Here is a 12,123-nt window from a genome sequence, read left to right as displayed (position 1 = left end):
GGTAGCTGACCCAAGGCATCTGTGATGAAATGCGACCCCAACCTCTATCGCGCCGCGCCGCCATCACTTGCCGTGAAGCCTCGTCTGATCCGCCAACTGTTCCTGCCGCCGTTGATCATCGCCCTGATGATCGGCCTGGGTTATATCGGCTTCTGGATCAGCGAGTACTATGGCATCCGCACCCTCAGCGATACCGGCGAACGCCAGTTGGAGCTGCATGCCCGCACCGTCGAAAGCGAACTGAGCAAATACACGTACCTGCCCAGCCTCCTGGAACTGGAATCCAGCGTGTCCACGCTGCTGGCCGAGCCGAACCAGGACACCCGCAAGACCGTCAACGACTACCTCGAAGGCCTGAACCGGCGCAGCCGCAGTCGGGCCATCTATGTGATGGACACCACCGGCCGCGTACTGGCCACCAGCAACTGGCGCGATGCCGACAGCTACCAGGGTGAAGACCTGTCCTTCCGCGCCTATTTCCAGAACGCCGTGCGCGGCCAGCCCGGGCGTTTCTATGGCATCGGCAGCACCAATGGCGAACCCGGCTACTACCTGGCACACGGCCTGGAAGAGCACGGCAAGATCATCGGCGTCGCTGTGGTCAAGGTCCGCCTCGAAGCCCTGGAGGAACGCTGGAAACGCGCGCGTCTCGAAGCGTTTGTCAGCGACGAGAACGGCATCATCATCCTTTCCAGCGACCCGGCCCGCCGCCTCAAGGCCGTGCGCCCCCTGAGCGATGAGACCAAGGACCGCCTGGCGCACAGCCTGCAATATTACTGGGCGACGCTGAACGAGCTGGAGCCCCTGGCCCGCGAGCGCCTCAACGAAGGCACAGAAAAACTGACCTTTCCGGCCAACAGTGAAGTGGTGGCCGACGAACACGAAGTCAGCTACCTGGCCCAGACCCGGCCGCTGAGCGACACGCCGTGGAATTTCACCCTGCTCACCCCGCTCAACGACCTGCGCCGTGCGGCGATCAACCAGGGCATCCTGGTGGCCGTCGCCTTTGGCCTGGTGGCGCTCCTGCTGATTGCCTGGAACGAACGACGCAAAGTCATCGCCACCCGCCTCGCCGCCCGGGAAGCCTTGCAGGAAGCCAACAGCCAGCTGGAACGCCGGATTGCCGAACGCACCGCCGACCTGCGCGCGAGCAACGAGCGCCTCAAGGGGCAGATTCGCGAGCGCCGCCAGGCCGAGGAAACCCTGCGCCGCGCCCAGGATGAGCTGGTGCAGGCGGGCAAACTGGCGGCCATCGGCCAGATGTCCACCAGCATCGCCCACGAATTGAACCAGCCCCTCGCCGCGTTGCGCACGTTGTCCGGCAATACCGTGCGCTTCCTCGAACGCGGAGCGCTGGATACCGCCAGCGCCAACCTCAAGACCATCAACGAATTGATCGACCGCATGGGCCGCATCACCGCCAGCCTGCGCTCCTTCGCGCGGCGCGGCGACGACCAGGGCGAAGCCAGCCTGGGCAAGGCCGTGGATGCCGCGTTCCAGGTGCTCGGCGCACGCCTCGACAGCCTGCCTCTGACGCTGCACCGCGACTTTGCCCCGGCCCAATTGCAGATCGACCAGACGCGCCTGGAGCAGATCCTGGTCAATCTGATCGGCAACGCCCTCGATGCCATGCAAGCACAACCGGCGCCGGAACTGTGGCTGGAAGGCCACGAAGCCGACGGCAAATACCGCCTGCAGGTGCGCGATAACGGCCATGGCATCGACCCCGAGGCGCGCAAGCATCTGTTCGAACCGTTCTTCACCACCAAACCCGGCGAGCAAGGCCTGGGCCTTGGCCTTACGTTGTCCGCCAGCCTGGCCGCGGCCACCGGCGGCAACCTCGCCGTGGAGCATCCCGTCGGTGGTGGTACTGCCTTTGTCCTGAGCCTGCCGCTGGTGGGCGCTCAAACAGCCGAGTCGTCATGAACGTAGAAAAAAACCCTGACCTCACCGTCCTGATCGTCGAAGACGACCCCCACGTGCTGCTCGGCTGCCAGCAAGCCCTGGCACTGGAAGACATCCCCAGCGTCGGCGTGGGCAGTGCCGAAGAGGCGCTCAAGCGCATCGGCGAGAACTTTGCTGGCATCGTCATCAGCGATATCCGCCTGCCGGGTATCGACGGCCTGGAACTGCTCACCCGCCTCAAGGCCCTGGATAAAAGCCTGCCGGTGGTATTGATTACCGGGCACGGCGATATTTCCATGGCGGTCGGCGCCATGCGCAACGGCGCCTATGACTTCATGGAAAAACCCTTCTCTCCCGAACGCCTGGTCGACGTCGCGCGCCGCGCCCTGGAACAGCGCGGGCTGGCGCGGGAAGTCTGGGCCCTGCGCCGCCAGTTGGCCGAGCGCGACTCCCTGGAAGGACGCATCATCGGCCGCTCGCCGGCAATGCAGAACCTGCGCGAATTGATCGCCAACGTCGCGGATACCTCGGCCAACGTGCTGATCGAAGGCGAGACCGGCACCGGCAAGGAACTGGTCGCGCGGTGCCTGCATGATTTCAGCCGACGCCACGCCCACCCATTCGTCGCGCTGAACTGCGGCGGCCTGCCGGAGAACCTGTTCGAAAGCGAGATTTTCGGCCACGAAGCCAACGCCTTTACCGGCGCCGGCAAACGTCGGATCGGCAAGATCGAGCACGCCCACGAAGGCACGCTGTTTCTCGATGAAGTGGAAAGCATGCCGATCAACCTGCAGATCAAGCTGCTGCGCGTGTTGCAGGAACGCACCCTCGAACGCCTGGGTTCGAACCAGAGCGTGGCGGTGGATTGCCGGGTGATCGCCGCCACCAAATCCGACCTCGACGAATTGAGCCGCGCCAGCCAGTTCCGTAGCGACCTGTACTACCGCCTCAACGTCGTGACCCTGGAACTGCCGCCTTTGCGCGAACGCCGCGAAGACATCCTGCAACTGTTCGAACACTTCCTGCAGCAATCATCCCTGCGCTTCGACCGCAGCGTGCCGGACCTCGACAACCAGACCCTGTCCAACCTGATGAGCCACGACTGGCCAGGCAACGTGCGTGAGCTGCGCAACGTCGCCGAGCGCTTCGCCCTGGGCCTGCCCGCCTTCAAGAAAAGCGGCGCCAGCAGCGGCAGCCAGGGCCTGGCCTTCACCGAAGCGGTGGAAGCCTTCGAACGCAACCTGCTCAACGACGCGCTGCAACGCAGCGGCGGCAACCTGACCCAGGCCAGCCAGGAACTGGGAATGGCCAAGACCACCCTGTTCGACAAGGTCAAGAAATACGGTTTGAGCCACTGAGGAACCGCGCGTGGATCTGATATTGAAGGCCGCCCTGGGCGCGGCGGTGGTGCTGATACTGGCCGCGTTGGCCAAGACCCGGAATTACTACATCGCCGGGTTGGTGCCGCTGTTCCCGACCTTTGCGCTGATCGCCCATTACATCGTCGGCAAAGGCCGTTCGGTGGACGATTTGAAGACCACCATCCTGTTCGGGATGTGGTCGATCATTCCGTACTTTGTGTACCTGGCGACGCTCTACGTGCTGGTCGATCGCCTGCGCCTGGAAGCCTCTTTAGCCGTAGCAGCGCTAGCGTGGTTGATGGCAGCGACTGTTCTGGTCAGCGTCTGGGTACGCCTGCAGACCTGACACACCACAATCCAAATGTGGGAGGGGGCTTGCCCCCGATGGCGGTGGATCAGATACACATAGGCTGTCTGACCCACTGCTATCGGGGGCAAGCCCCCTCCCACATTTAGAACAGTGCTGTGCCAGGCAACTCAGCGGACTATTTTGTCGATCTGAATCCCCAGCTTCTTCAGGCGATACCAGAAGCTGCGCTCGGAAATCCCGATCTTCGCCGCTGCGGCCGCCTGTACGCCATTGCTCTCGTGCAATGCCGCCTGGATGTAGGCTTTCTCCACCTCCGCCAGCGCCGCATCCAGGTCCTGGGGAATGCCCGGTCCGTCGCTGAGAATCGCCGTCACGCCGCCCTCGCTGGGCTTGGATGCGAACAGATAACCCGGCAAGTCGATATCTTCAATCACCGGCGATGACGCCACGATCGTCGCGCGTTCCACGCAGTTCTGCAGCTCGCGGATATTGCCCGGCCAGTGATACGCCGTCATGGCCTGCAAGGCCTCGGGGCTGAAACCGGTGATGCGTTTACCCGCGGTGACGCTCAAGGTCTGGGCGAAGTGCCGAGCCAGGGGCGCGATGTCTTCCACGCGCTCGCGCAAGGGCGGCAGCGGGATCGGGAACACGTTGAGGCGGTAATACAAGTCCTCGCGAAACTCCTTATTGGCCACCGCCTCCAACAGGTTCTTGTTGGTGGCGGCGATCACGCGCACGTCCACCTTGCGCTCGCGGGGGTCGCCCACCGGCTCGATCACCCGCTCCTGCAAGGCGCGCAGAATCTTGGCCTGCAGCGCCAGCGGCATGTCGCCCACTTCGTCGAGAAACAGCGTGCCCTTGTCGGCCTGCATAAAACGCCCGACCCGGTCGGCCACGGCACCGGTGAAGGCGCCCTTGCGATGGCCGAACATTTCGCTTTCCAGCAGCCCTTCGGGAATCGCCGCGCAATTGACCGCGACGAACGGCTTGTCGGCCCGGCTGCCGTGCTTGTGGATGGCGCGGGCGACCATTTCCTTGCCGGTGCCGCTTTCGCCGGTCAGCAGGATCGTTGCGCTGCTGTCGCGCACCGAATCCACTGCCTGCAACACCTTGCGAAACGCCGGGCTGTCGCCCACCAGGCTGTCGAACTGCGCCTGCTCGTCCAGCTCGGCGCGCATGCGGGCGTTGTCGCGCATGATGTCGCGAAACTGCAGGGCCTTGGCCACGGTGATGTCCAGCTCGTCGATATCGAACGGCTTGGCAATGTAGTCATACGCACCGTTGCGCATCGACTGTACGGCGTTTTTCACCGTGCTGTAGGCGGTCATCACGATCACCGGCACCTGGGAATAGCGCGCCTTGATCTCGGCCAGCAGCGCCGGACCGTCCATGCCCGGCATGCGCCAGTCGCTGATCACCAGGTCGATGTCTTCCTGCTCCAGCACTTTGAGCGCGTGCAGGCCGTTACCCGCCGTGAACACCTGGACGCCATTCTGGCTGAGGGCCGACGACAACAGGTCACAGAGCTTGGGCTCGTCGTCGACCACCAATATGTTATGCGTCATGAGTGTCCTCGTCGTCTTCGCCGATTGCCGGAATGTACAGGCTGAACGTAGCGCCGGCATCATTCTCGCTGATGCATTCGATGCTGCCGTCGTGACTTTCCATGATCGAATAGACTTTGGCCAGGCCCAGGCCGGTGCCGGAGGCCTTGGTGGTGACGAACGGGGTGAAGATGCGCTCGATCATATCCGCCGGGATACCCTGGCCGGTGTCGGCGACGCTGATGACTGTGTTGTCGCCCATCGAACGAATGCCCAGGGTCAGGCGGCCACCTTCGGGCATTGCATCGATAGCGTTGAGAATCAGGTTGAGGCAGGCCTGTTTGAGCTGCTTGGCGTCGGCATAGATGGTCGCGCCAGGCGCCTGGTCGTCGATGTGGGCGTCGATTTTGTGGCTGGCCAGTTCCGGGCTGCAGAAGCCGAGGATCTCCTCCACCAGCGCGCGCGCCGGTTGCAATACGCGCAGCGGCGCGTTGGGTTTGGCGAAATCGAGAAACTCGGTGATCAGGTCGTTGATCCGGCTGACTTCGCTGATCACATATTCCAGGTGGCGCTTGTCGGCTTCCGGCAAGTCGGCGCGACGGTGCAGCAGTTGGGTGGCAGTCTTGATGATCCCCAGCGGGTTACGGATTTCGTGGGCCAGGCCCATGGCGACTTCACCCAGGGCATGCAGGCGGTCGCGCCGGCGCAGTTGGGCTTCGAGGTGATGCAACTCCCCCAGCCGTTCGGTCATATGGTTGAAGGTGCTGCTCAATTGCGCCAGCTCATCGCCGCCGCTGACCACCACACGGTGGGCATAATTGCCCGAGATCACGGCGCTCACGCCCTGGGACAGATCGCGCAACGGTTGGGTCAAGCGCCGCGACACCAGCAGCCCCGCCGCCAGGGACAGTGCCGAGCTGAGCAGGAAAATCAGCACGAACAGGTTGCTCTGGTTCACCAGCCCGACCAGGCTGGTATGGCGCAGCAGGCCGCTGAAGATCACGCCTTGCAGCTCGCCGGCATCGTTGAAGATCGGCCAGTACAAACCGCTGTATTTGTTGGTGAACTGTTCGCTGGGTTGCTTGCTGCTGCGCATCTCGGCTTCGACGCCTTTCGGGATGTGCGAGGGGTGATCCATGAAGCGCTGGGTCGAGAAAATTTCCGAGAAACCGCCGGGGTTGGCCAGGTACAGGCGCAGGTCGAGGGAATGCACGTCGGCTACGCTGGTGAGGAAACTGCTGTCCAGGTAGGTGGCCACCAGCAGCACGTAGTCAACGCCGTCCTGGCTGGTCTCGAAAGTCGAGACCACGATGCCGGTATTCACCCCCGCCACTTGCACGGTCTGCAATGCGGCGTTGCTGGTCAGGTTGATCTGCTTGACGATGTCATCGGGCGCGGTGCTGAACACCACCCGGTGGTCACTGCTGCGAATCAGGGCCACCACGTCGATGTCCGTGGCTTCGGCGATATCGGCGGCGAGCCTGTCGTGCTTGGCCGCCTGCCGGTTGGAGGGCGGGCTGGCGTAGCGCAGGAACAATTTCGCCATGCGCGCGTTGTCATGCAGGATGTCGCCGATCTCGTCCTTGACGATCTTGGTCGATTCCTGCAGCCAGATCCGCACGTTGCTGTCGAAAATCTGCGACAGCGTGGTGGCGGCCAACTCGGCCGCGATCATGGTCGGAATCACACTGACCAGCCAGAACGCCAGCACCAACTTGCGCTGGACGCTCCAGCGCGAAATGGCAAAGGGGCGGGCTTTCTGGCGGGTCTTGGTGATCATCAGGTTTCGCTTATCGCAGCAGCCATGGCAGGGTCGGAACGATCCGGTCGAAGAAACATTTTCACGAGTCTGAGCAGGCCGTTGACCAGCCGGTTACGGTGGCGGAAGAACAGGCTGTTGCCCTGGAACTCGCACCCCAGCCGCAGCTTACTGGCATATCCGGCCTGGCCACACTCATACAACGCAATATTGTGTTGGATACAGTAGTCGACATTGGTCAACCAACTACGGAAGTAGAGGTTGTAGTCACGGGTAAACTCCACGTCGTGCCCGAAGAACTTGTCGACCAGCCGATGCTCGTCCACCAGCATCAGGTTGAACGCCACCAAGTGCTCGTCGACCCAGTAAAGAACACAGACCGCGCGTTGTTCAAGGCGTTCGAGCACGCCGGTGAAATAACTCGCGGGCAAGCGTTCGAACTGCAGCTCGGCACGGGTCAGCGTGGCTTCGTACAGGCGCATGACCTCGGGCAGCACATCGTCGATGTTGCGCCGCCACTCCACCCTTGGGCCTGGCGCGCGCAGTTTGCGCCGCAAGTCCTTGCGCGTGGATTTGCCCAGCGAGCCCAGGTAAGCGTCCACCGAGCCGTAAGGCAGCGGCAATAAGCCCGTGGGCAAGCTCGGCATGCTTTGAAAGCCAGCCGCGCGGCAACTGTCGGCCCAGTGCGGGTCCTGCGTCGGGGCATCCTTGACCGCCACCAGGCCGATGCCGAACTCATCGGCGTCCTGGCGCGCCGCCAGCAGCAGGTGCTTGAGTAACAGCGCGCGCCGAACCTCAGGCACGCCACTGGCAAACCCGGCGTCGCAACGCTCGGCCACCGGCGAACCGATGGCGTACAACCCCACTTGCAAAACACCCGGCCACAGCCGCTCCAGCCGCGAGGTCAAGCGCTTACCGACGCCCGACACCGTGGTATCGAGGCGGTAATGGGTGATGAACGCGGCCGCCACGGCCACCAGCGCGCCGTCTTCAAATACCGCCAGGTAGCGCCATTGAAAATCGTTGATCGCGGCGTTTTCCACGGCAACGTAGTAGTCCCAGTCCTCCAGCGCACCGGGAAAACAGTCGTTCCAGGCACTGCGCCGGATGGCCCGGATGGTCGGGAAGGCTTGGGTGGTTATCACATCGAATCCTTTGTAGCGAGGGAGCGTACTCCCGCTGGACTGCGCAGCAGCCCCCTCAATGACACGCGCTCCTTACAACTAGAACGAGGTGGCAGGTTCCAGGCTCGCTTCGCTGCCTGACGTGGGCAAGCGCCCTCGCCACAACGCACCGGCGTCCACGGAAGCGGTGTGCAGCTCGACAAACTCCGCACTCAACTCGATCACCCGGCGGTATTGCAGGTCGACGGTGATCATGTGGTAGCAGTTGTCCAGCAGGATCTTGGTCACCGGCCCGCCGAGGTGACGTTCCACGTAATCGGCGTTCCAGCGGCTGGTGATGTCATCCTCGATCGAATGCAGCACCAGGGCCGGCACCTTGACCTGAGGCATGCGCTTCTTGACCACGGCGTTCATCCGGTGCAACTCGCGCACCGTGATGCCTTCCATGGTCAGCAGGCCAGCCTCGCTGCTCTCCCCTTCCTTCATCTGCCGCTCGACGATCGCCCGCAGGCGTTCGTTCTTGATGCCGTAGGGCGGCTTCTCTTCGAAGCGACAGATATGCACGCCGAACGGAATTTTCATCAGCAACGGCGTAAGGAACGCCAGCTTGTTGATGCTCCAGCCGTCGTACTTCAAGGTGGTCGAATACATCAGCAGCCCGGCGACCTGGCCCGGATGCTCCGAGGCCAGGTACATCGACATTACTGCACCCATCGACAGACCGCCGACAAACACCTGTTCATGGCGCTGACGGACCTGGGCGAAGGTTCGGCGCACCCCTTCGTACCAGTCCAGCCAGCCGGTGGCCTGCAGGTCGCTGTTGTCGCCGCAGTGCCCGGCCAGGGTGGGCACGTACACCGTGCAATTACCCACCTTGGCCAGGCCCTTGGCGACCTGGCGCAGTTCCGTCGGCGTGCCTGTCAGGCCGTGGATCAACAGGATGCCGACCGGCCCTTCACCGAGAACGAAGCCGGCATCACCCTCACCGAGGTCGATCCCGACGTTGCTCACCGTTTAGTCGCTCGCACCAGCAGTTGCTCGAGCAGCTTCAGGCCCAGTTCGATTTCCGGGTAGCTGATTTCCAGGGACGGTGCCAGGGTGATCACGTTCTTGTAGTAGCCGCCCACGTCGAGGATCAGGCCGAGTTTGCGTCCGTCCACCACCATGTCGCCTTTCATGCCTTCTTCGACCATGTAGTCCAGGGTCGCCTTGTCCGGCGTGAAACCATCCGGGCCGCAGATTTCGCAGCGCAGGGCCAGGCCCAGGCCGTCGACGTCGCCGATGATCGGGAAGCGTTTCTGCAAGTCCTGCAAGCCTTCCAGGAAGAACTTGCCCTTGGCCATGACCATCGCGCCGTAGTCGACTTCGTTGGTCATCTTGAACATTTCCAGGCCTACCGCCGTGCCCAACGGGTTGGAGGCGAAGGTGGAGTGGGTCGAACCTGGCGGGAAGATCTTCGGGTTGATCAGCTCTTCACGGGCCCAGATGCCGCCCAGCGGGTTGAGGCCGTTGGTCAGCGCCTTGCCGAACACGATCACGTCCGGTTGTACGTCGAAGTGTTCGATCGACCACAGCTTGCCGGTGCGGTAGAAGCCCATCTGGATTTCGTCGGACACCATCAGGATGCCGTGCTGGTCCAGCACCTGCTTGAGCTCGCGGTAGAAGTTCATCGGCGGGATCACGTAGCCGCCGGTGCCCTGGATCGGCTCGACGTAGAACGCGGCGTATTCACTCTGGCCGACTTTCGGGTCCCACACGCCGTTGTATTCGGTCTCGAACAGGCGGGCGAATTGCTGCACGCAGTGGCTGCCGTATTCTTCCTTGGTCATGCCTTTAGGGCCGCGGAAGTGGTACGGGAACGGGATGAACTGCGCACGCTCGCCGAAGTGGCCGTAGCGACGACGGTAGCGGTAGCTGGAGGTGATCGACGACGCGCCGAGGGTGCGGCCGTGGTAGCCGCCTTCGAAGGCGAACATCAGGCTCTTGCCGTTGGTAGCGTTACGCACCACTTTCAGGGAGTCTTCGATGGACTGCGAACCGCCGACGTTGAAGTGGACGCGACCGTCGAGGCCGAACTTCTTCTTGGCGTCGACCGCGATCATTTCCGACAGCTCGATCTTGCCTTTGTGCAGGTACTGGCTGGCGATTTGCGGCAGGGTGTCGATCTGCTGTTTCAGCGCATTGTTCAAGCGCGGGTTGGCATAGCCGAAGTTGACCGCCGAGTACCACATTTGCAGGTCGAGGTAGGCCTGATCTTCGGTGTCCCACACGTAGGAGCCTTCGCAACGGCTGAAAATGCGCGGTGGCTCGATGTAGTGAACGGTGTCGCCGTAAGAGCAGTATTTGGCTTCTTTATCCAGAAGAATCTGGTCTTCGGCGCTCGCGATGCGGATATCAGACATGGTGGAAGAGTTCCTGATTTTCAATAGAGAGGTCAGTAGTGGCAAAGGTCGTGGCGTTGGCGGCGATGCCCTGTGGCAGCTTGGCCAGCAATGCGCTCACTTCGGCGAAGGTGTCGAAGCGCGCATGGGGAATGTTGTTGGCCTCGCAGTACCGGGCAAGGCTGCCCTTGGCGAAAACGAAGTCGGCAGTGGAGGCCACGCACATGTCGGACTTGCCGTCACCGATCACCAGCACGCGCTTGTTGCGCGGGGTGGATTTGCACTTGCAGTTGCCGGAAGCGGCGCGGCAGGCATCGCTGGCATACGGGAAGTCGATGCGCCAGCTGTTCTGGTCGACCTGGCGCAGGCGGTTGGCGAGGATCGGCAGCAAGCTCACGTAGTTGCGCGACAGAATCCGCGCGATGCCTTGCTCGATGCCGTCGCTGACCACTTCGATGGAGGCCCCCAGGCCGATGACGTGATCGACGAAATCGGGGAAGTCCGGGTCGATCTCGACGCTGTCGAAATACGCCAGCAGCTCACTTGGGGTGGCCTTGATCAGCGCGAGTTGGCGGCTCAGGCATTCGCGGGAACCGATATGCCCATCCAGCCATTCCTGCTCGATGGTTTCCCACTCGGGGCCGGCGAAGCGTTGGAGGACGTTGTCGATGACATCGGTGGGGGTAATGGTCCCGTCGAAGTCACACACGATATGCCAGTGGATCATCTGCGTTTACCTTGAGGAGGAGCGCGCTCTGTGCGCTTGCAGAAGGTGTAGAGCAGGGACTGTGCCAACTGGCCAGCACCCAATGGCGCTGGGGGTTTGCGCGGATGTCAGACGGTTTTGTGTCGAAGGAGCTACAATTTTTGTAGCTTGCTACAAACAAGATGAGTGCTTGCGCCAAGGCTGCGCTTTGCGCGTTCATGCGCGCATATTCAATCAAGGAACAGTGACCATGTTCAGGATCACCTCCGCTGTATTCGCCGGGTTACTGGGGCTGTGGAGCGTTTCACAAGCCGCGCAGGCCGACGGCATCACCGGTGAAGCAGGCGCGGGTATCAGCTACCAGCCCAAGGAACCTACCGGCACCCGCTATGAAACCGCGGCCGTTCCATACCTCGACCTGGACTGGGGCGACGTCAGCCTAAGCACCGATGACGGCCTGTCCTGGAGCGCCTTGAAAACCAACGGTTTCAGCGCCGGCCCGTACATCAACTACCTGTCGCGCCGCACGTCCAACGGCGCCTTGTCGGGGTTGCGCGAAGTGTCGAGCATGGCCGAAGTCGGTGGGTTCGTGGAATACGCGCCGGCCGATTTCTGGCGCGTCTACGCCCAACTGGGTCGCGCCGTGGGCGGCGCCCAGGGTCAGGGCGGCGTGCTCGGCAAGGTCGGCGGCGAGCTGGGCTATCCGCTGGCCGGTGGGATCATCGGCAGCAGCGACCTGATGGCGCATTTTGCCGACCGACGCCAGACCAACACGTTTTTCGGCGTGAGCGATAGCGAAGCCGCCGCCTCGGGTTTCCGCCCCTACAACGCCAGCGGCGGCTTCCAGAACGTGACGTTCACCCAGAGCTTCGAGTTTCCCCTGGCGACGAAATGGTCGCTGTTGACCAGTGCCAGCTGGGTCCGCCTGGTGGGTTCGGCGGCGAACAGCAGCATCGTCAAGCAGGCCGGCGAAGTGAACCAGAGCCAGGTGCAGACGGCGATCAGCTACAAGTTCAACTGATGCACATCGATA

At 62.6% G+C, this 12,123-nt stretch carries 10 protein-coding genes; 4 read left to right on the top strand and 6 right to left on the bottom strand.

Going from position 1 to position 12,123, the window contains the following annotated elements:
- Window positions 1–24 precede the first annotated feature (24 nt).
- The 3 genes from aauS to TU80_RS09515 are packed head-to-tail and all read left to right on the top strand — an operon-like array spanning window position 25 to window position 3,612.
- The gene (aauS, locus tag TU80_RS09525; protein ID WP_057004345.1) at window positions 25–1,926 is read left to right on the top strand and encodes a two-component sensor histidine kinase AauS; all 1,902 of its coding nucleotides are present in this window, start codon (window positions 25–27) and stop codon (window positions 1,924–1,926) included.
- Window positions 1,923–3,263, top strand: coding sequence for a two-component response regulator AauR (aauR, locus tag TU80_RS09520; RefSeq protein ID WP_017844606.1), 1,341 nt, complete (start codon window positions 1,923–1,925; stop codon window positions 3,261–3,263). Before aauS ends, aauR begins: the two co-directional genes overlap by 4 nt.
- Window positions 3,264–3,282: 19 nt before the next feature.
- Window positions 3,283–3,612, top strand: a complete 330-nt coding sequence (locus tag TU80_RS09515; RefSeq protein WP_162231505.1) for a GlpM family protein — start codon at window positions 3,283–3,285, stop codon at window positions 3,610–3,612.
- A 131-nt stretch (window positions 3,613–3,743) separates the two neighbouring features.
- On the opposite strand, the gene TU80_RS09510 is transcribed toward TU80_RS09515, so the two are convergent.
- The 6 genes from TU80_RS09510 to TU80_RS09485 form a co-directional block, all read right to left on the bottom strand.
- The gene (locus tag TU80_RS09510; protein ID WP_057004344.1) at window positions 3,744–5,141 is read right to left on the bottom strand and encodes a sigma-54-dependent transcriptional regulator; all 1,398 of its coding nucleotides are present in this window, start codon (window positions 5,139–5,141) and stop codon (window positions 3,744–3,746) included.
- Window positions 5,131–6,900: a HAMP domain-containing sensor histidine kinase gene (locus TU80_RS09505; protein ID WP_057004343.1), complete on the bottom strand. Its 1,770-nt coding sequence runs from the start codon at window positions 6,898–6,900 to the stop codon at window positions 5,131–5,133. Before TU80_RS09505 ends, TU80_RS09510 begins: the two co-directional genes overlap by 11 nt.
- A complete protein-coding gene (locus TU80_RS09500; protein ID WP_057004342.1) occupies window positions 6,900–8,024 on the bottom strand; it encodes a GNAT family N-acetyltransferase in 1,125 nt (374 codons plus the stop codon). The genes TU80_RS09505 and TU80_RS09500 overlap by 1 nt, the downstream gene beginning before the upstream one ends.
- A gap of 78 nt (window positions 8,025–8,102) precedes the next feature.
- Window positions 8,103–9,014, bottom strand: coding sequence for an alpha/beta hydrolase (locus tag TU80_RS09495; RefSeq protein WP_057004341.1), 912 nt, complete (start codon window positions 9,012–9,014; stop codon window positions 8,103–8,105).
- Window positions 9,011–10,405 carry an aspartate aminotransferase family protein gene (locus TU80_RS09490; protein WP_017844600.1) on the bottom strand — a complete coding sequence of 465 codons (1,395 nt, stop codon included), beginning with the start codon at window positions 10,403–10,405 and terminating at the stop codon, window positions 9,011–9,013. Before TU80_RS09490 ends, TU80_RS09495 begins: the two co-directional genes overlap by 4 nt.
- Complete coding sequence (locus TU80_RS09485; protein ID WP_057004340.1) at window positions 10,398–11,111, bottom strand: MtnX-like HAD-IB family phosphatase; 714 nt, start codon at window positions 11,109–11,111, stop codon at window positions 10,398–10,400. The genes TU80_RS09490 and TU80_RS09485 overlap by 8 nt, the downstream gene beginning before the upstream one ends.
- Before the next feature lie 229 nt (window positions 11,112–11,340).
- On the opposite strand from TU80_RS09485, the gene TU80_RS09480 reads away from it, so the two are divergent.
- Entirely contained in the window at window positions 11,341–12,111 is a 771-nt protein-coding gene (locus tag TU80_RS09480) for a MipA/OmpV family protein (RefSeq protein ID WP_046384552.1), read from the top strand.
- Window positions 12,112–12,123 lie beyond the last annotated feature (12 nt).

Source organism: Pseudomonas veronii, from assembly GCF_001439695.1.
Lineage (GTDB): Bacteria > Pseudomonadota > Gammaproteobacteria > Pseudomonadales > Pseudomonadaceae > Aquipseudomonas > Aquipseudomonas veronii.
Note: the sequence above shows the minus strand (reverse complement) of the source record. Positions and strands in the feature narration are given on the sequence as shown.